Here is a 19,940-nt window from a genome sequence, read left to right on the forward strand (position 1 = left end):
ATTGAAAATAAAGAGATAAACAAACCTTTAAAGCTGGTTTGGCTGCCAGTATAAAGAACAGCAAACAAAATTATGAATATCTTAAAATTTCTTTTAAGTAGCTTTTTATGGGCTATGGGTGGAGTTTTTGTATTAGCAATCTATGCGTATAGTGAACTAGTCTATTTGATTTTTATTTGCATTGCAATAGTAGGATTAACCATCTACTACAGAAAATCCATAATAAAAATGTACGCAGAAATCTTTAATGAGCTAGGAATCAATAAGTATGTTATACAAATTAAAAATCTAAAGAAATACAAAGAACCTATTTACAAACTAATCAATACAATAGGTCTATGATGATTGTTTTTTCTCTATCTTTGCTAAATACATCAGCAAGATAGCTATATAAAATTAGAAAATAAATAGTTATGGAAACTAATCAAACATATCAAAATGAACTTGGTTCGGCTATGCTCCCATTTGTTATGAGAGAATTGGTTGATACAGTCATGAAAAGAAAAACGCTACCTTTAGAAGATGCGTTATACTATATATATTCCTCCAATTTGTACAAGGCATTATTGGACGAGAATACAAAACTGTGGTATTCAAGCACATTATCACTTTATGAAGCATTAGAAAAAGAGAAAACAGAACAGAAGAAAGTACAAAAGGACAATCCAAAGATATTGCTTTTTCAAATGTTTTGTGCTGAAAATTACAGGGAAACTAAAAATATAAGTGCTAAAGAAACTCTTTTGCTGTTTTCCAATCATAGCGTTTTTGAATTTCTATATGAAAATTTTGAAATGCTGCACACACAAGATACAGAGTATATATTAGATACTATAATAACTTATATCAATAAAAAGGCATGAAACTATATCACGGCTCAACAGTTACCGTCAAATCCCCTAATATACAGAAAGGGCGTAAAGCTACTGACTTTGGAAAAGGATTCTATACGACAACTAATTTTGAACAGGCTAAGAAGTGGGCAATACTCAAAAGGAATCGGGAACATGGTAAAAAAGCGGTCGTTTCAGTTTATGAAGTCCCCGATAATATTCTTGATAGAGAGTTTTCAGTCCTTCGATTTGATGGGGCTACAAAAGAGTGGCTGGAGTTTGTAGTTAATAACCGCAGAGGAAAAGGAAAAAACAGCTATGATTTAATAATGGGACCCGTTGCCAATGACCAGTTATATGCAACAATCCGGCTTTATGAACAAGGTGTTGTTACGGCTGATGCAGCGATTGAAATGCTAAAGACCCATAAGCTTTTTAACCAACTTTCATTTCATACAGTGAAAGTTATTCCATTATTAAAATTCACAGAATCTATTGAAGTATAAATCATAAAACTATAATGAACCATGAATAAAGAAATGAGTTTGGATGTTGCGCTCGACATTATCGGGACACTCCGCATGATGAAGATAGATGAAATATCAGAAGAGAAGGATGAAAACAGAAAAAAAATACTGCAAAAAGAACTTTCTGTTCTCAACACAGAAGAAAAAATAGCAAATGGATTGTTGCAGTTTGAAGTTTCTGAAAATGTGCGCTTATCAGTCATGGATAAGATACAAAACTATTACGCACCTAAATTGAAAGCATATTATGCAACGCTATGAAGTAGAAGCCATCTTTGAACAAAAAAAAGATGGCTTATTTGAGGACATCAATATATCATCACAAAAGCCTATTGCTATAATCTTAGGTGGACAACCAGCTTGCGGAAAAAGCACTCTTATAAATGTTGCAAAGAAAGACCATCCTAACTTAGATTTTCTCACTGTTAATGGTGACCTTTACAGACAGTTTCACCCCAATAAGGAACTAATAAAAGACCCTATTAAATACCCCATTGAAACCCAGATTTTTTCTAGCGTTTTTACAGAAAAACTAATAGAAGAAGCCATTAAACGGAAATGCAATATTATTATAGAAGGAACTATGAGAAATCCAGATGTACCTTTAAAGACAGCACAAAAATTTAAAGATGCAGGGTTCACTGTTGAAGCATATATTATTGCAGCTCCCAAGGAGTTTACCCAACTGGGACTTTACAATAGGTATCAAGAAGAAGTACTAAGTAAAGGACAAGGAAGATTAGCCGACATTGATTCACATAACAAAGCCGTAAATGGACTAATGAAATCCGCAAACCAATTATACAGTGACAAGGCTGTAGATAAGATTTCTATCCACACCTACTTAGCGAAAGAAAGAATTAAAGATTTTAACCTAGTAAATGGTGAATGGAGTTGTAAAAGTATGCCATCTATTTTTATAGATGAAAGTCGTGCAAAACAGATGAAGAATAAAGAAATACTTAAGACTAACATTCAAACAGGAAAAGAACTTATTGAATCCGTCACGAATCCTGAAGTAAAAAAAGGAATGAAAGAAGCTCTGTCACAACTTCAATCTTCATTAGAAAAAGTTCAAAGACAAGAAAAAGGATTAAAAAAAGGTTTTTTCTGATTCAAATAAAAAGAGAGGACTGGTTTTTCCAATCCTCTCTTTCTATTTATTTGCGTCTTAACTCATTATCTATTTGCTGTGAAATTTGTCCTTTAACGGTTCTGATTACCTCATTAATATAATCAAGAATTGGCTTAGGGTCTATAGTCTTATCTTTGTATTCCATTTGAAAATGTAAGTGTTCTCCTGTGCTGCGCCCGGTACTTCCACTAATGCCTATTGGTTGCCCAGCTTCAACAGCTTGTTTCGCATTTACAAGCACACTGTATAAATGCCCATAGATAGAAGTAAAATCACCATGACGCACTTCTACATAATTGCCCAACCCTTTATTTTTTCCTGTTTTTACAACCATTCCCGGCATTATCGAATAAACATAGTCGTTGTTGCCTTTAAGGTCTATCCCTCTATGATTTGCTATTTTTCCAGTAAATGGGTCTTTTCTTTTACCATAATGGGAAGTTATCACCATTGAATCAATGGGCAAAGATAAATACCTTCTTTGCTCCCAGTATGCAAGCCGTTCTGTAGTCAAAGCATCATTGACGACAACAGCCTTTTCTTTTTCTTCTATCAATTTATTTTCTGTCGTTGCTAATACAGGTTCCGCTTTAGGGATATCCTTTTTCTGTAATACCGTATTAAACTGACAGTAGCCATTCACTGAAAAAAACAATGAACAAGTAAAAAACATAATAATTTTATTCTTCATATTGATATTTTTATTACCTTTGAGCAAAAATATACATTATATGGATAAAAAGCAAGCTATTTTTAATGAAAATGATATTCCATATAAAGAATTAGAACTAATAGGAATATCAAAAAAACAGATATGGTCTTTGGATAAGGCAAATATCGCAGCTCTATTATCTGGAAAGAGAACCAGTTTACTAGACCTCGCTTTTCACGATAACAATGGAGAAGAAATAAGTATGAAAGGAAAAATAAGTTTGTACTGGAAAGACAATAACAATGCTGGCGTTAAAATTCATCCAGTCAGACCAGAAATAATGAATGATATAAATCTTAAGCCAAAGGAGTTAGAACGACTTCAAGATAACGAAATAATAACAAAAACTATTAACAATGAAAAATATCTCGTACAATTAGACCTTGAAACAAACGAATTGCTTAAAACAAAAATCAAAAGTATTTCAATACCTTCAAACATAAAAGGTGTTGAGCTGGATAAGCAACAAAAGGAAACTCTAAAATCAGGTAAGGAATTGATTTTGAACGTTGACAAGGAAAAAATTGCCATAAGATTAGATTTAAATAATCCAAGAGGAATAAAATTCCTAGACTTTGAGCAGCAACAGAAAATAGCTTATGACCGGCATAACCCACAAATTATAGGAACTATTCATACTGATAAAAACAGAAGTGAATATATAGAATACATGAAAGGACAAAAACCGTCACTTGGAAATGAATCTCAATCTAAAGTAAAACATAAATTCAAATTATAAAATGGAAGAAAAGAAAAGTTTTGAAGCCCTGCAATATAGTTATGAAAATGCCGGACAATTCCGAGCCATAGCAGCAGTTCTTGGATATTCAGAAGAATATCGAAATGGTGATATTATCTTTTCCAAAGGTAATGAAACATATACTTATCCACTGAATACACTTAAACTTGGCAATTTAGGAGATAATAGAGAATCCTTATTAGAGCAATCTAAAGAAAGAATAATCAGTTTCTTTGATAAAGAACAAGCTAGCAATAATTTCCAAGAATATAGCCAATATTTACGAGAAAACCACAATGTTGCAATTATAAAATGGGATGATATAAAACAAGGTGCTAATAAGAATGAAGGATATAAAGACGGATTTACAGTCATTGACCTTGAAAATAAAATTGCATATAAAGGAGAAGACCTTTATCGATATGCTTATGAACAAAACCAAACCCTAGATGGTAAAGGTTCATATGTTGATATAGATTGGAGCAAGTTTAATGAAGTAGGAGTTAAACCGGAAAATTTAAGCCCCGAAGATATTGCAAATATCAGAAATGGGAAAAAAACTGGTATGCTAAATTTTTCCATTGAAGATACTCCTGATAATAGAACACTTCTAGACAATGAAAAAGTGTCTTATAAAACAGAAAATGGGAAACTCCATTTTGAAGGGAAAGCAACAACTCTTAAATATATAACAGCCGAGAATACACCTGAAAATAAATCTAAATTAAAAGCCAACGAAATTGATTTCAAAGAAGAAGGTAAACGCATCAAAATTGATGGTATCAATGCTAGAAAACTAGCAATCGCAGCTATTACTGTAGTTTACCCAATCGCTGGGATTGCTATCTTACTCATTCCTAAACGACAAGAAATAAAAAATGATTTATCCTTTACTAAGGATGAAATAAAAGCCCTAAAAGCTGATAATGTCGTAGTAAAGACTAATTCAAAAGGAGAAAGAACATTGCACCAACGTGACAAAGATACTAATGAGATAGTATCAATAAAAGCAAAAGACATTCATATTCCCCAAAAACTTGGAGGAGTAGAGCTAACTCCTATGCAACAAGAAAATCTCAAAAATGGAAAAGAAATTACCATTGTAAACGAGGAGCTAAACAAAGCTGCAAAAGTAAAACTAGATTTGAATGCCAGAAATGGATTATCAATCAAAGATGCAAATACTATAGAAATTAAAGCGACTGAAAAGAAAGAACAAACAATAGGGAAAGAAAGACATATATCTGATAAAGAAAGATTAGAGTTTGTAGCCCAAAAAGGAGCTAAAGGGATTGATGAAATTTTTAAAGATAAACCCACCGAAATGGCTGCCTTTTTAGAGAAACATAAACTTTCTAAGGATTATGCTTCTTACAAGGAAGTAGAAAAAACATACTCCAGCTCTAGGGAAGCTACTAAACAAACTGTCGGAGAACAAATATCTACCCAGATGGATAAAATAGATAGTTCTATTAAAGCAACAGCGAAGCAAGAAGCATCTATTCTCGGATATGGTAGAGCCTACGGAAAAAATAATGATACTCCAACAATGAAACTATAATATTATGCTAACATTTGACGATTATAAGGCTAAAATATCCATCATTCAAATACTTGAAGATTTAGGATATAAACAAGACATTAGCAAAGGAAAGGTTTCGCCTGTCTTTAAACTAACAGACGGAGCAGGTAACAAGTTGGATGAAATCATCATCAAGAATCCTCATAGTGTACAAGAACACTACTATGATAGGAATTATAAAGGTGGAGATTTAATTCAGTTCATCAAAAATCATATTAACGACTTCCCACAATTCCAACATCAAAATACATTTGTGCGAATTAATATGATTTTAGGACATTACGCAAATGAGCCTTATAGTCCTAAATATGAAGCATTCAAAGTTGTAAAAACAGAAAACAAATCTTTTGACAGAGATAGATATAAAGAATTTCCTACTACACTCGCTGATTTAAGATTTCTCACAAATGAAAGAAATATAAATCATCAAGTCGTAGAGAAGTTTCTCCCATTTATCACAAGGGTTAAAGACTTACAAGGAAACGGCAATTATTATAATATAGGTTTTCCCTATATTAATCCAACAGATAAAGACAACAAAGTAACAAATTACGAATTAAGAAACTATGGATTCAAAGGAATGGCTGCCGGAGGAGATAAAAGTAACTCGCTTTGGATTGCTGATTTTTGCCCACACCCCCAAATGGCAAAACATATATACTTTGCAGAATCCGCTTTAGATGCTATGAGCTTCTATCAGCTCAATGCTAACAAAATCAAATTAGAAGAAAGTGTTTTTTGTAGTGTAGGAGGGTACATTTCAGTTAATCAAATAAAAAACACTTTATTGCGATACCCACAAGCTAAAGTACATACCTGTTTTGATAATGATTTAAACGGTAATTTGTATGACATTAAAGTGTCTGGAATCATTAGTAATACAGAAGTGACAATAAAAGAAAATAAAGATGATGTGCTGTTTAAAACTAAGGGTAGAGAATTCACTATTAACAAAAATGACGTTTCACTAGAAAGTTTTAGGGAAAAAAGCAAAATAATAGCTCCTATGATTTCTCATAAAGCAGAAAAAGCAAAAGATTTCAATGAAATTCTAATGAAACAACATGAACAAAAAAAAAGTATTAAGTTATGAATGATGGAACAAACATAGCTTCTGATGATATTATATTAAAGCCTAAATTCCGATATTGGTTAATGAAGAATTTCCTTTTAATCACATTAGCGATTTTCGTGTTCATTTTTAGTAAATATATAAGAGAACATGAATTATTAAAATTTATCAGTGGAACGATATTAGTATTGTTGATATTTATAATTTTCTACAGATATATTTCAATGTTACTTTGTACAAAATGGATTATAACTAGAGAGCAAATAAAAATATATCAAGGAGTACTTTCAAAAAGGATTAACTACATAGAATTATATCGGGTATATGATTATGAAGAAAAGCAAAGTTTTATCCAGTCTTTAATAAACAACACCAATATCTACATTTATTCTGGCGATAAATCAACACCAGAACTACTGATGAATGGTCTTAAAGCCAATAGTGATATAATTCAAACTATCAGAAATAGAGTAGAAGAACAAAAAAAGAAAAAAGGAATATATGAATTTACAAACAGATAATGATATGAAAAGAGTGCTTTTATTTTTTTCCCTAATGTTACTGTTGGGCAACATAAAAGGACTAGCACAATCTATTGTCATTGACCCGGCAATGATTGGAACATTGGTTTATTCCCATCAGGCGCAACAAGGTGTACTGAAAGATATACAAAGTGAGGAAACAAAAATCCGTAACTTTCAAATTTTAATTCAACAAAAAATGAGTCAAATTCAATCCTTACAGGAAAAGACATACAACTATCTTTCTACAGTTAATGCAGTTGTGAAAAATGGAAAGGATATTATTTATGCTTCAACCTTAGCTAGAGACATAGCTAAGTATCAATCCGAAGCAGCTAAATATGCAGTTGGAGACCCCAAATTATTAACCATAATTGCAAAAACAGAGTATGAACTTATCAGTCGAAGTGTAGATTTAATGATATACATAAACAATATAGCATTGCAAGGCGGTGAAAAAAATCTTATGGATAATAAGCAAAGGATAGATTTATGTATTCATGTGGTCAATGAACTTAGACGAATGCGAGGACTTGCATACGCTGTATGCCGACAAATGAAATCCGCTAAAAGAGCTGGAGTACTAAAAACACTTGTACCCGGACAATTTAAATATGTAAATAGTGGGAAACAAAAAGTAGATAATATTTTAAACGGCATTAAATGGATTAGTAAAGGAGGATATTAAATGGATAATGATACAATCAAAGATTTAGGCTTATGCCCTATTTGCCAGAAAGGACACATAATGAAAGGTAGTCTAGGATATTCCTGTAATTACTTCAAAAACATGAATGACAAATGTACATTTAACATCTATCATTCATATTGGGGAAAAGAGATTACAGAAGAAATAGCCAGCCAATTAATAACAACAGGGAAAACAGATATATTTCATGACTTCCATAATAAAAAAGGAGTTCCTTTTTCTGCATATCTGACTATCGAAAATGGAATCGTTGTTCCTTCTTTCGTAAATGAAGTATTAGAAACTCCGTGTCCTGTGTGTGGTAGAGAAATTGAAATTTTACTAAATGGATATGCTTGTAAAGGGTATTCGCAAAAGGACAAGGACAACAACAGAGTTTGTAACCTCTATATACCCAAAACTATTGCACAAAGAGAAATACCATTGGAAGCAGCAGAAATACTTGCCAGTGGTAAAAAAACACCGTTTATGACTGGATTTAAATCAAGAGAAGGAAATGATTTTTCTTCACGGCTAGTTCTAACAGAGAACTTAGATATTTCTTTTGATAATACACTGTGCAAGTGTCCTAAGTGTGGAGGAGACTTATATATAAACAAAAAAGCCTATAATTGTTCCAACTATAGAAATGAAACCATAAAATGTGATTTTGTCATTTGGCGTGAAATGTCAGGACGTTCTATAACTCCCGAAGAAGCAATAGAACTTTGCGAGAAAAAAGAAACACCTGTGTTAACTGGATTTCATGATAAAAACGGGCAACCGATGGAAAGAAAGCTTGTACTGAACGATGATTTTAAAGTAAAACTAATATGAAAGTAAAATTTATAATTTATAGTCATTTTTTTAAAGAGATAGGAATGAGCGTAAAGGGTGATTGGAATTTTCCGCATCTTCCAAGGATAGGCGAAGAAATTTCACCTCACATTATAATGTTTCAGAATGAATTTACCTATCAAAATTTATTAGAATATCTAACAGATGAAGCCAAAAGTGATTTTAATAAATTCAATGATGGTGAGGATGATTTAGAAGGAAATTTTAAAGCATGGGTATATGATGTTATCTGTGAGGTCAATATTGTTGAATCAATACATTATAGACCAGATACAGAAGACTATACCCAAATTATTCCTGAAATTTGTTTAAGTGATTTAAGTAATTAAATATTATTGATATGCAAATGAATAAGACTGATTTAATCAAAATGGTTGCTGAAAAGGCAAATAAACCAACAAAAGAAGTAGCAGAAATAATTGATAGTTTTTTTAAAGAATTATCTCAAAATCTAAGAGAAAAAGATGTTTCTATAAAAGATTTTGGTACTTTCAAGAAGATTATTCAGCCAGCTCGGATAGCTAGAAATCCGGCAACTGGAGAACCTGTAGAAGTTCCAGAAAAGGAAGTTGTTAAATTTAAGCCTTCCAAAAATATACTAAACATGAAATGGCTATGATAGAAATAAACATCCATATTCCTATAGATGGTGTGAACAATATTTCTATACCAATCCAATTACCTGTAGTTCCAAGGGTTGGAGAAAAGATTTATCTATCTAACAAACAAGTTGATAATTTGATAAGTCTATTAGAAGAACAATATTACCACAATCCACAAACAGAAGAATGGAAAGAATCAATAAGACGGTTCACCAATATTGAGGAAGTAGCATATAATGCTGCAAATGGAACGATACACATTGAATTATCAACTATTTAAAAGAAACAATATGAAAAAGTATTTATCATTAGCAATGATTGGTTTAAGCCTTATGTTGTCTGGATGCAGTAAAGACGATAACAACGACCCTGATACTCCACCTACAGGAGATATAGGAAAAGTGCGTTATGAAGCTACCGTAAGCGACCCAGAAAACTTCAAGCTTCTAATACATTATACAGTAGGAGTAGATATTTCTTCCGAAGCTCCCGAAGAAGCTGCCAAAGAAATTATTGTAGAAAGTCCATTTACATTTGAGCAAGAAGCCAAACAAGGAACATATTTATGGCTATCTGCCTACCCTGTACCTAAAGATGAAGAAAACCTTGAAAATTTACAGCTACCTAAGACAGTAGAAGTAAAAATTTTTATTGATGATAAGCTGCATAAGTCTAACAGTGGTGAAAATTATGCAATGGTTCAACATATATTCGGACAGGAAAATTACCAGTAGTAGAATTGATACCTTTTCTGCCAGTACTGGAGAGAAGCCGGGAAGGAATTTGATACCGTACTTTTCCCGGCTCTCCCGGACATGGACGAAAAAAGAACATTATTATGATACCAAAAAATAAAAACCAATACCACTCTCACTACATAAAAGAGTGGTATTTTCATTTGAATTAATAAGATGAAAGACCAAAAAAGATTATTACACAAGTGCCTATTAGAAGACATTCCAGCTTTTGTAATATGCGGAACAGATATTTGTTCCGTCCAAGCGATGGAAGCATATTACCAGATAGCAGTAGAAAAAGGTTGCAATAGCAATTTTTTAGAAGACTTGAAATTAGCTATAGAAGATTTCAAGGCTTTTCAATGTGAGGAACCTGAAAAAGTTAAAATACCCGATTAAATCATGGAAGAAAGCAAAGAATTACAAAAACTATATGGATTCATGCAAGCATTCATTTATATAACTGTTTGCATAGAGATTCTACTATTTGTTCATTTTCCCTTTAGTGAACAAATTATGCCCTTATTATCAAAAATGGCAAAAATTCCTATCTATTCTAATATTCTTTATAGTAAACTATTTACATTCTTTATTATAATGGTTACTTGCATTGGAACACGTTCAAAAAAGGATTTAGAATTAGACCCGACTAAACAAATCATTTTTCCTTTAATTTTTGGATTCATAATGTTCTTTGGAAGTATATGCTTTCTTTTCTTTAAAGAAAAAGGAGAAACTAATTTAGAATGGCATAATATAGCTTACATTATACTATCGATAATTGGAGCTACATTAATAAATTCAGCTCTAGATAACATTTCCAAACGTATTAAATCAAACTTTATGAAAGATAGATTTAATATAGAGAATGAAAGCTTTGAACAATCTAAAGACAAGGTAGAAACAGAATACTCTGTCAATATTCCGATGAAGTTTTTCTACAATAGAAAGTGGCATAATGGATGGCTGAATATATGTAACTGTTTTCGTGGAACTTTTGTAATAGGAACGCCCGGAAGTGGTAAATCTTTTTCTGTTATAAATTCTTTTATAAGACAACATTCAGCTAAAGGATTTGCAGAAGTTGTTTACGACTTCAAATTTCCTGAACTTGCTAAGATTGCATATTATAATTATCAAAAGAACAAGCAATTAGGGAAAATACCAAGTAATTTCAAGTTCAATGTCATTAATTTTTCTGATATTGAATATAGTAGAAGAATAAATCCATTGAAACGAGAATATATAGAAATCCTAGCAGATGCAACAGAAACGGCAGAAGCATTATATGAGAGTTTACAAAAGGGTGATAAGGGAAGTGGAGGTAATAGCGATTTTTTTAAAACATCAGCAGTAAACTTGTTAGCAGCTTCTATTTATTTTTGGTCTAGATATGAGAATGGCAAATATTCAGATTTACCGCATGTACTGGCTTTTCTTAATCAAGAATATGATGTATTATTTAAAGTCCTTTTTTCCGAACCTGAATTAAAATCACTAGTTTCCCCATTTGAAGCTGCATATAAATCAGGAGCAGTGGACCAATTAGAAGGACAGATGGCAAGTCTAAAAGTACAGTTGTCAAGACTGGCAACTAAAGAATCTTTTTGGGTATTTAGTGGCAATGATTTCAATTTAAAAGTATCAGATAAAAAAGACCCTAGTTATCTCATCATTGCAAATAATCCTAAAACACAAAGCATGAATAGTGCTTTAAATGCACTTATCATTAACCGACTAACTAGACTTGTCAATACAAAAGGTAACTATCCTACTTCAATCATAGTAGATGAATGTCCCACATTATATTTTTATCAACTTGCAACACTACTTTCTACTGCACGTAGCAATAAGGTTTCAATTTGTTTGGGATTACAGGAACTACCGCAATTAGAAGAACAATACGGCAAAGCTACCGCAAAAACTATAACCTCTATTATAGGTAACACTTTATCCGGGCAAGCAAAAGCTCCTGAAACTCTAGATTGGCTACAAAAATTATTTGGAAAAGTTAAGCAAGTAAAAGAAGGTGTTACCATCAGAAGAAATGAAACAACAATCAATATGAATGAACAAATGGATTTTGTTATTCCGGCATCCAAAATTTCTTCATTACAGGCTGGTACATTAGTAGGGCAAGTTGCATTAGATTTCGGACAAGAAGATAATTTTCCAACAGCAATGTACCACTGCAAAACCAATTTAGATTTAAAAAAAATTAAGAAAGAAGAAGAAGCCTATAAAGAACTACCAAAAGTATATAACTTTGGGACAGCAGATAATAGAGAGAAATTACTGCAAAAAAACTTTAAGAGAATATACGACGAAGTAGAAACAGTAATAGAACAATATGTATAACATTACATTACCAATTTTAGGCACAAGGTTAAAACAAATCCGAGAGCATATAGGATATTCCCAGGCTCAATTAGCAGAACAGCTAAATTGTAAACAAAATGCAATTTCAAATCTTGAATTAGGAAAAGGAGGCAGCCTAAAACTTTTATTTCAAGTGCTGAATTTTTATTCTAACTATGTTTTTATAGATTTAATATTCAGTGAAAAGTTTTATCTGATTTCTAATACAGAAGAAGATGAAGCACAAAAAGCTAATTATAATTCTGTTATAATAGAAATTATTAGACAATCAGAAAAAAACTATGAGGATGCTATGTCAAACGCTAAAAAAGAACTAGAAGCTAATCTTCAAAAAGCCATCAATTTATTACAGCCCTAGTAAAAGAGAGTATAAATACTCTCTTTTATTTTTCAATATTACTTTAAAGAATTGATACCGCACCTTTCTAGGTTCCGGCACTGATGGGTGAATATGGCATGATAAAATGATACCGAATCATCATTCCTGATATGCTCTGCAGGACTTCTTTTTGATACCAAATACAAAAAACTTCCGGAAGCCAGCCACAAAAAAATTGATACCATAAAACATTAGGGAAAAAAGAACAAGGACAAAATGCTGTATTATATATAATATAATATGTGATTAATACACTTCACTTCCCGAAACACTGAAAGAGCAACACGAAAATCTTATTTTCCCTAAAGTTTGTTGTGCTGTTTCTTTCTATATCTGGATACAGAAAAACGGCTGCACCATAAAAAGAATGATACCGACACCTATGGGAACTACCGTCCATTAGCAAAAGGATTTCATCTAATTGATACCTTTTTTGCCAGCACTGAAGAGAAACCGAAAAGGAATTTGTACCGCACGCTTTCAGGTTCTGCCGGACATGGACGAAGAAAGAACAAAATTATGATACCCAAAAATCATTTTTACTTATTCATTGAGGAATAGCTTCAACATCATAACCATTATTCTCTGTTTTCACAATCTTATATTTCCCTTCTTTTATACCTAAATTCCAATTATTCAATAAATCCATTATATATTGAAATAAATCCTCGGATATTCTTATTTCTACTCCTGATTTTAAATCACATATAAGTAAACCTTTCTTAATAGAAAGATGGCTTTTTACCCTTTCAAGTGCCTTAATATAAATAACTTGATTGTATGCTCTATCCTCAACAAAGCCTGTTTTATAATTATATGGAGCTATAGCATCATCCGACATAGGTCGTTTTGTCTGTAGGAATGTTGAGTCTGTTATAGATTCTCGTACTTTTGTTGCTTCTTCCCATGCTTTTTTATGCTCAATCTGTATTCTTTTGTTGATAGAATCTTGTTCACTTCCTATATAAACAAGTTCTTCTTCATTATTTTGCTGATTAACAACTATTCCTTTTTGACTACTACATTGAAAAAAAACAGTAGAAAAAAAACAATAGAAAAACATATATATCTTCATGATTGATATTCCATTATAAACGGATAGAGTGAAAAATCATCACCCTACCCGTAAATTCGTTCTATTTAGCTATTTGATATGTTATAATTCCCAATTGACTTTTATTTCTTAAAGAATAAATATAAACTTGCGAATCAGGTACAACGACATTCGTTACAATATAATTATAGCTACATCCAGTATCAGATATACCATGTTGCCCACAAGCATCACAGACATAATAGCGTCTTACTTTATTAGACACATAGAATGTTCCTGATATTTCTCCACCGAAATTCATAACAAAATGCTCTCCAACATATGTACCAATAGGCGCTGCATCCACAACATTCTTAACAGCATCCCAACGAGCATTATGAGTACTCATTGCAGACAAATCTACTGGACTTGACCGTGTAAATGCCATATGGTCTAAATTGGGCTCAATATCATAGTAATTATTCCCCAATTGTACAATTTCAAAAAGCCCATCTTCAACCCATCCATTCCATTTTGATATAAGGTTTGTAATGTACAAATAAAGGTCTTCAGCCATATTCAGTTCAAATCCAGAGTTTACATTAATAGTCAAACGTCCATCCACTACGGATAAATTCTTTTGGACTCTTTCTAAAGCAGTAATATAAACTTTAATATTATATGCTTTATCTCCTACTAGCCCTGTTTTATAATCAAAAGGAGCTATTGCATTATCCGACATTGGTTCCTTTGTTTGAAGAAAATCAGAAGCAGAAAAAACTAATTTATCAGCTTCTTCTCTTGCTTGTCTATTCTCCGTAACAATGGTAAAATCACTTGTGGTTACAGCCACCAATTCATCTTTCATTTTGTCCGTTTGATTTTCCAAAACTTCATTGTTGTTATCACATTGATACAAAAAGAATGGTAAACTAATAATCAGACAATAGACTAAAAATTTTTTCATAAGCCTAAGTTTAAAAATTTAACAATCAATTTTATTATCACCCTCAAATATACAATCCATATTGTATATTAAAAAACTTTTTTTGAAATAAATTCCCCTTTTATGTTTATAAACATGAATAATGATATATATTTGTAATATACAATCTAAATTATATTAATATGGGAAAAACTTATCATTCATTAAAAGACTTTGAGTTATCTTATGGGAAAAATGCTATTGAGAGAGCAAATGATTTCCAGCAGTACATCGAGCAATTAAATGATTTCGGATGCAAAAGCTATTGGATAACTTCACATACAGGTATCGGTTCAACAATGGCAATTGAAGGCTTCAATGAACCTGTTATTGCATTTATTTCTAATGATTATTTAGGTATGTCGCAAAGAGAAGAAACTAAACAAGCAGGTATAGATGCTATTAAAAAATATGGAACAGGTGCTTGCGCTGCACAAGTAATAGGCGGTTATCTCGACATACACCAACAGCTAGAGCAAGAAATAGCTTCTTTTGTAGGACAAGAAGAAGCTATTTTATTTTCTTCCGGATTTGGAGCAAATGCCGGAATACTAAGAGCCTTATTAGGTCAAAATGATATTGCATTGATAGACCCTTATATCCACACAAGCGCAATGGCTGGATTAAAAGGAACAAATATAAAACGAATTGGGCATAACGACCTAGAATATTTGGAGAAGGCACTAAAAGAAGTCAAAGGGCAATATCAAACTAAACTTGTAATAATAGATGGTGTATATTCCCAAGATGGGGATTTGTCTTTACTCCCAGAAATTATTTCTCTTTGCAAGACCTATGAAGCCATGCTGATGTTAGATGATGCACATGGAATAGGAGTAATGGGAGCCAATGGCAGAGGAACCGCTGAACATTATAACTGTTTAGGTCAAATTGATATTATTACTGGCACATTCAGCAAGTCATTTGGTTGCGTAGGGGGATTTGCAGCAGCTTCAAAGAAGATAATACAATACTTGAAATTTTATGCGGACAGTAATGTGTTTTCAGCAGCCCCTACCCCACAAGTCACAGCATCCATACTAAAAGCTTTAGAGATTATAAAAAAAGAGCCACAAATAAGAACCAAACTTTGGGAAAATACAAATTATCTTAGAAAACGGTTGAAAGAAGAAGGGTTCGACATAGGAAAATCTGTTTCCCCTATTTTTCCTATTATGATAAGAGATAATAAAAAGGTTTACGAAATTGCTAAAATGTTGCAAAAAAAAGGTATCTTTACAATTGGAATTGTATATCCGGCAGTGAGAACCAAAGAAGCTAGATTAAGAGTCAGTGTTCTTGCCACGCATAAACTTGAACAATTAGATGCTTTAGTCAATGCTCTTAATGATATAAATAAGAACATAAAAATAAAATAATAATGAAAGAAAGGAGAAAGAGAAGAAGTGCAAAGGACATAGAGGAAAACATTATTAATGCAGCAACCTATTTAATTGAAAATGAAGGGTTTTCTAATCTAACAGTTACAGGCATTATACGACAAGCTGAAATTGAACCAGTCCAATTTTATAACAGATATGATGATTTAAATAGGTTTATTGACGAGTATGTAAAAAAATTTGACTATTGGTTTAGTGATATTGTAAAATCACAAAAACAATCAAGAAGCGATAAAGAACTATATATAAACATCCTCATAGGCTTATTTCAATCCTTATCGGGAAATAAGGTCATGCAAGAACTACTAAAATGGGAACTGGCTAATAACAATGAAACTAGTCAACGTACCGCTCAACTACGGGAATTGCATACGTTACCTTTATGCCAGAAATTCTCAAACATATTCTCCAATACAGATATTGATATTGTGACTATATCTGCACTAATAATAGGAGGAATATATTATCTTATTTTGCATGATAAACTTTCAACTTTCAGTGGAATAGATTTAAAAAAAGAATCTGACAGGCAAAAAGTTATTAAGGCTATAAGTAAACTATCAGAAATGTTATTCACGCCTATACCTTCTTCCCTTACTAGAGAAAACATTGATATTATAGTCAAAATGAAAAAAGATAATATTCCTGTTGATAAAATAGCATATTATACAGGAATCCCTAAAGATATTGTTGTTTCTATCTAAAGATATCCGTCCAATGGTATTTTTCCATTGGACGTTCTAGCCTAACCAAAATCTTTTGTTTCACAAAACGACCCTTTTTCTGTACTAAAGAAAACGGTTCTTTTTTTGCTTAATCAAAGAACTTATGTCGTTACGGTGTTTAGTTAACCAATCTTCCAATATAAACGAAACTAAAGATGAAATAGGTATTTTGGCTTTAGCTTTGAGCAAGCCAAACACCTCTTTTACATCTGTATCAACATATAGAACTTCCTTGCAATTATAATTTTTTCCTTTAATGTACTCTAATAAGTCCGTCAAAGCCATATCACTAGAGCCATTAAAATTAAAAACTTCCGAAGAAGTTGTTTCCATTTCTACATGAGGTGGTTCTTTCTCCTCTTCAACTTCACATTTAGCTTCTTGAATAGGAGTTTCATTTATACTACTCCCATGCGATTCTTCACCTCTTATCATTTTAGCTATTTCCAGAACACTAGAAATACCTTCATTTTGCTTTTTCCTTAATTTATCAGCCATGCGCAAATATATACAATAAATGAATAATATTATAACAAATATCTATAAAAAGAATATTTTATTTTATTGCTCCTTCTTGAATGATATAATCATAAGCATTCTTCACCTTATCAATACACTCATTACTAATTGCTAATGTATTTATACGTTCCATCGCAACAGAAGCTGGTATTTCATCTGTAACAAAACCAACTTGCTTAAGAATATCAACTACCTGTTCTTTCGTCTCATATCTTACCGCAGTTCTCATATTGTTAGGCAAAAAGAATATTTTAGCTTTTACATTTAAATACTGTAACACTTGGATAAAAAAGCCTGTACTATCCATTGTAAATTTATCGTATTTAAATGGGCATATTATTATATCCGCAGCTTTAAGAATAGTTCCCAAAGCATCATCATCAATCTTACCGGGCAAATCTATTAATAGATTTCCTTGCTCAACCTTAGTAAAATCACTAATAATTTTAGCAACATTAGATATATCGGTTTGTATAACCTCATATTTAGGTTCATTATCATAGGTTGCAATATCTTCTTTTCTTCTATCCGATAATGAACGCTGAAAATCTAAATCCAATACTAGAACTTCTTTTCCTTTTTCTACTAAATAGTTGGCAAATTGTATGCAATTAGTCGTTTTACCACAACCGCCTTTCTGATTTCCAAATAATATTATCATATCTCATTCTATTTATTAATTAATTTTGTTGCTGTCCTCTTTTCTTTTTCCTGTTAGGAGATTTATCTTGCTGTACATTTATATGCTGGCTAAGAATATCACAAATAGCATCAATCAGATTAAATCCCCTTGCCAGTTCTGAATCTTGTTCAACATTTATTCTTTCCATCTTATCAAGAGTAACTAGAGTAATCCTATCTTTACTATAGCCATCTTTTATAATATTGATTCCTAAATCATCAGTACTTATGATTACTTTATTCTTTTTATCTATTAGATAAACTAAATTATCATCTTCAACAAAAAGAATTCCTTTTTCTCTTAATGTAGAATGTAAATCTAAACTATGAGCCAAATAACTATTTATCATATCAGAATAGACAGTATTTTTTTTATCCATATGCTCTTGAATCAAAATATCATCTTTTTTCACATGATAAATTCTACTTAACAACTCGGCTTCTTTAACTGTAGCAACATTAAATTTATTTGCTTCATACACTCTGCTATTATATCTAAATTCTTTCAGCAGTTTTTTATCAAGAACCAATAAAGCCTTATCATCACCATTTATAAATATTGTGCCATTCATTGAAAACCTATAACCGTAATCTAACATTGATTTCTTGAAACTATCCATTGTATATTTTGTTCCATCTTTCAAAAGAAGATTAATTATACTATTACAGTGTTCTACTTTTGCTTGTTTATTAGGCTCTACTAAAAGTTCCTTCAAATCCATAACTTCCCCACCTTTCAAAACTCTCTTATCTCTATAATCAATTAATGTATATCCATAAGGTTTAGTATGTCCTTTTCCTGTATGAAAGACTAAATTTATACCAAACTTATCTTTCATCAAAGTTTGAAGTTCTGTATAGGAAAGTCCTTGCTTATATTTAAATAAAAGAGCTGTTATCTGTTTTCTTCTTTCTTCATCAGGTGTATATTGTTTAGCTTTATCTTTTATCTGTTCTAATTGAATTGAAGCGTGCTTTTCACCACCCTTATACAAAATTAATAATCCATCCTTTTCTCTTAATTTCCATCCTGATTGTTCAAGTAATAACTTATACTGCTGCACTGTAGAAAAAGAAAACTCCATGTATTTTGAAATATCATCTTTAGCCTTCAAAGCTAAATCAACATTCATTATTTGATTTATGACTTTCTGTGAGCGCACAGCTTCCATATTATCTTTCACCTTCTGTCCGTTCTTCTGTACTCGTGTAGAAACAATATGTACATGATTATTTTCTGTATCAGAATGAAAATATATCATATAAGGATTATTTCCATAACCCATTTTATTTATATATTGCAAAGCTACATTTTTCAAATCTTCTGCCGAATATTCACGCCCCTTACATGAAATCACTGCATGAAATTGTTTTGCCTTGACCGCTGGATTAGTCCTACAGACAGATTCCATATAAGCTATATAATCCGACTTCTTCAAATTATCTGGATTCATAGCAAAATTTTCTGCAACAAGAAGTTCACTCTTGCCTTCCTCATTCTTTCGCTCATTATAATCAATACCAGCGAAAGAAGTTGCCGCTTTTAAAACTACTACTACCATATTTATAACTTCACACCGCAAATATACAAACAAATATTCAATAAAAGAATATTTCAATATAATTTATTCATATAATAAATATATAAATATTATACATTCATATATTATTTATATATATAATATTTTTCCCTAAAGTATTGGTATCATAATAATGTTCTTTTTTCGTCCATGTCTGGGAGAAGCGGGAAAAGTACGGTATCAAATTCCTTCCCGGTTTTTCTCCAGTACTGGCAGAAAAGGTATCAATTAGATAATGTCTTTTTGCTGATGG

25 protein-coding genes are annotated in these 19,940 nt (G+C 31.7%); 19 read left to right on the forward strand and 6 right to left on the reverse strand.

Annotation, left to right across the window (positions count from 1 at the left end):
• The first annotated feature begins 413 nt into the window (after positions 1-413).
• The 4 genes from AB5935_RS20460 to AB5935_RS20475 are packed head-to-tail and all read left to right on the forward strand — an operon-like array spanning position 414 to position 2,474.
• Positions 414-863: a DUF3791 domain-containing protein gene (locus AB5935_RS20460; protein ID WP_368127783.1), complete on the forward strand. Its 450-nt coding sequence runs from the start codon at positions 414-416 to the stop codon at positions 861-863.
• Complete coding sequence (locus AB5935_RS20465; RefSeq protein ID WP_005647329.1) at positions 860-1,339, forward strand: DUF3990 domain-containing protein; 480 nt, start codon at positions 860-862, stop codon at positions 1,337-1,339. Before AB5935_RS20460 ends, AB5935_RS20465 begins: the two co-directional genes overlap by 4 nt.
• Before the next feature lie 21 nt (positions 1,340-1,360).
• Positions 1,361-1,621, forward strand: coding sequence for a hypothetical protein (locus AB5935_RS20470; RefSeq protein WP_005647331.1), 261 nt, complete (start codon positions 1,361-1,363; stop codon positions 1,619-1,621).
• The gene (locus tag AB5935_RS20475) at positions 1,608-2,474 is read left to right on the forward strand and encodes a zeta toxin family protein (RefSeq protein WP_008675906.1); all 867 of its coding nucleotides are present in this window, start codon (positions 1,608-1,610) and stop codon (positions 2,472-2,474) included. Before AB5935_RS20470 ends, AB5935_RS20475 begins: the two co-directional genes overlap by 14 nt.
• 46 nt (positions 2,475-2,520) lie before the next feature.
• Here the strand turns inward: AB5935_RS20475 and AB5935_RS20480 are convergent, their stop codons facing one another.
• Positions 2,521-3,186 carry a M23 family metallopeptidase gene (locus tag AB5935_RS20480; protein WP_368127784.1) on the reverse strand — a complete coding sequence of 222 codons (666 nt, stop codon included), beginning with the start codon at positions 3,184-3,186 and terminating at the stop codon, positions 2,521-2,523.
• Between the two features lie 40 nt (positions 3,187-3,226).
• Between AB5935_RS20480 and AB5935_RS20485 the strand changes: the two genes are divergently transcribed.
• From AB5935_RS20485 to AB5935_RS20545, 13 genes are all read left to right on the forward strand, one after another.
• Positions 3,227-3,946 carry a DUF4099 domain-containing protein gene (locus AB5935_RS20485; protein WP_368127785.1) on the forward strand — a complete coding sequence of 240 codons (720 nt, stop codon included), beginning with the start codon at positions 3,227-3,229 and terminating at the stop codon, positions 3,944-3,946.
• Between the two features lies 1 nt (position 3,947).
• The gene (locus AB5935_RS20490) at positions 3,948-5,507 is read left to right on the forward strand and encodes a DUF3945 domain-containing protein (protein WP_368127786.1); all 1,560 of its coding nucleotides are present in this window, start codon (positions 3,948-3,950) and stop codon (positions 5,505-5,507) included.
• A 4-nt stretch (positions 5,508-5,511) separates the two neighbouring features.
• Positions 5,512-6,621, forward strand: coding sequence for a toprim domain-containing protein (locus AB5935_RS20495; protein WP_005647340.1), 1,110 nt, complete (start codon positions 5,512-5,514; stop codon positions 6,619-6,621).
• On the forward strand, positions 6,618-7,121 hold the full coding sequence (locus AB5935_RS20500) for a PH domain-containing protein (protein WP_005647342.1): 504 nt from the start codon (positions 6,618-6,620) through the stop codon (positions 7,119-7,121). Before AB5935_RS20495 ends, AB5935_RS20500 begins: the two co-directional genes overlap by 4 nt.
• Positions 7,102-7,809 (forward strand): hypothetical protein, encoded by a 708-nt coding sequence (locus tag AB5935_RS20505; RefSeq protein WP_005647345.1) that lies wholly within the window; start codon positions 7,102-7,104, stop codon positions 7,807-7,809. Before AB5935_RS20500 ends, AB5935_RS20505 begins: the two co-directional genes overlap by 20 nt.
• A complete protein-coding gene (locus AB5935_RS20510) occupies positions 7,810-8,646 on the forward strand; it encodes a topoisomerase C-terminal repeat-containing protein (RefSeq protein ID WP_130061983.1) in 837 nt (278 codons plus the stop codon).
• Entirely contained in the window at positions 8,643-8,996 is a 354-nt protein-coding gene (locus AB5935_RS20515; protein WP_368127787.1) for a hypothetical protein, read from the forward strand. The genes AB5935_RS20510 and AB5935_RS20515 overlap by 4 nt, the downstream gene beginning before the upstream one ends.
• 11 nt (positions 8,997-9,007) lie before the next feature.
• On the forward strand, positions 9,008-9,286 hold the full coding sequence (locus AB5935_RS20520; RefSeq protein WP_004295340.1) for an HU family DNA-binding protein: 279 nt from the start codon (positions 9,008-9,010) through the stop codon (positions 9,284-9,286).
• The gene (locus tag AB5935_RS20525) at positions 9,277-9,549 is read left to right on the forward strand and encodes a hypothetical protein (RefSeq protein WP_032951378.1); all 273 of its coding nucleotides are present in this window, start codon (positions 9,277-9,279) and stop codon (positions 9,547-9,549) included. Before AB5935_RS20520 ends, AB5935_RS20525 begins: the two co-directional genes overlap by 10 nt.
• Before the next feature lie 10 nt (positions 9,550-9,559).
• Positions 9,560-10,003 (forward strand): hypothetical protein, encoded by a 444-nt coding sequence (locus tag AB5935_RS20530; RefSeq protein ID WP_005647353.1) that lies wholly within the window; start codon positions 9,560-9,562, stop codon positions 10,001-10,003.
• A 177-nt stretch (positions 10,004-10,180) separates the two neighbouring features.
• A complete protein-coding gene (locus AB5935_RS20535; RefSeq protein WP_004295344.1) occupies positions 10,181-10,405 on the forward strand; it encodes a hypothetical protein in 225 nt (74 codons plus the stop codon).
• A gap of 3 nt (positions 10,406-10,408) precedes the next feature.
• Entirely contained in the window at positions 10,409-12,364 is a 1,956-nt protein-coding gene (locus AB5935_RS20540) for a type IV secretory system conjugative DNA transfer family protein (protein ID WP_008671632.1), read from the forward strand.
• On the forward strand, positions 12,357-12,743 hold the full coding sequence (locus AB5935_RS20545) for a helix-turn-helix domain-containing protein (protein WP_007559164.1): 387 nt from the start codon (positions 12,357-12,359) through the stop codon (positions 12,741-12,743). The genes AB5935_RS20540 and AB5935_RS20545 overlap by 8 nt, the downstream gene beginning before the upstream one ends.
• A 568-nt stretch (positions 12,744-13,311) precedes the next feature.
• Here AB5935_RS20545 and AB5935_RS20550 read toward each other — a convergent pair.
• Together AB5935_RS20550 and AB5935_RS20555 are read right to left on the reverse strand one after the other, a co-directional pair.
• Positions 13,312-13,839: a hypothetical protein gene (locus AB5935_RS20550; RefSeq protein ID WP_008671633.1), complete on the reverse strand. Its 528-nt coding sequence runs from the start codon at positions 13,837-13,839 to the stop codon at positions 13,312-13,314.
• A gap of 61 nt (positions 13,840-13,900) precedes the next feature.
• The gene (locus tag AB5935_RS20555; RefSeq protein WP_368127788.1) at positions 13,901-14,764 is read right to left on the reverse strand and encodes a hypothetical protein; all 864 of its coding nucleotides are present in this window, start codon (positions 14,762-14,764) and stop codon (positions 13,901-13,903) included.
• 161 nt (positions 14,765-14,925) lie between these two features.
• On the opposite strand from AB5935_RS20555, the gene AB5935_RS20560 reads away from it, so the two are divergent.
• A complete protein-coding gene (locus AB5935_RS20560) occupies positions 14,926-16,161 on the forward strand; it encodes an aminotransferase class I/II-fold pyridoxal phosphate-dependent enzyme (RefSeq protein ID WP_368127789.1) in 1,236 nt (411 codons plus the stop codon).
• 2 nt (positions 16,162-16,163) lie between these two features.
• A complete protein-coding gene (locus AB5935_RS20565) occupies positions 16,164-16,886 on the forward strand; it encodes a TetR/AcrR family transcriptional regulator (RefSeq protein ID WP_368127790.1) in 723 nt (240 codons plus the stop codon).
• Positions 16,887-16,970: 84 nt separating this feature from the next.
• Here the strand turns inward: AB5935_RS20565 and AB5935_RS20570 are convergent, their stop codons facing one another.
• The 3 genes from AB5935_RS20570 to AB5935_RS20580 are packed head-to-tail and all read right to left on the reverse strand — an operon-like array spanning position 16,971 to position 19,669.
• Complete coding sequence (locus AB5935_RS20570; protein ID WP_368127791.1) at positions 16,971-17,405, reverse strand: hypothetical protein; 435 nt, start codon at positions 17,403-17,405, stop codon at positions 16,971-16,973.
• Positions 17,406-17,463: 58 nt separating this feature from the next.
• Positions 17,464-18,087: a ParA family protein gene (locus AB5935_RS20575; protein ID WP_004295355.1), complete on the reverse strand. Its 624-nt coding sequence runs from the start codon at positions 18,085-18,087 to the stop codon at positions 17,464-17,466.
• Between the two features lie 19 nt (positions 18,088-18,106).
• The gene (locus AB5935_RS20580; RefSeq protein ID WP_368127792.1) at positions 18,107-19,669 is read right to left on the reverse strand and encodes a relaxase/mobilization nuclease domain-containing protein; all 1,563 of its coding nucleotides are present in this window, start codon (positions 19,667-19,669) and stop codon (positions 18,107-18,109) included.
• Between the last annotated feature and the right edge of the window lie 271 nt (positions 19,670-19,940).

Origin of the sequence: Phocaeicola sp. RTP21198st1_B8_RTP21198_201120, from assembly GCF_040929485.1 — a bacterium.
Lineage (GTDB): Bacteria > Bacteroidota > Bacteroidia > Bacteroidales > Bacteroidaceae > Phocaeicola > Phocaeicola dorei.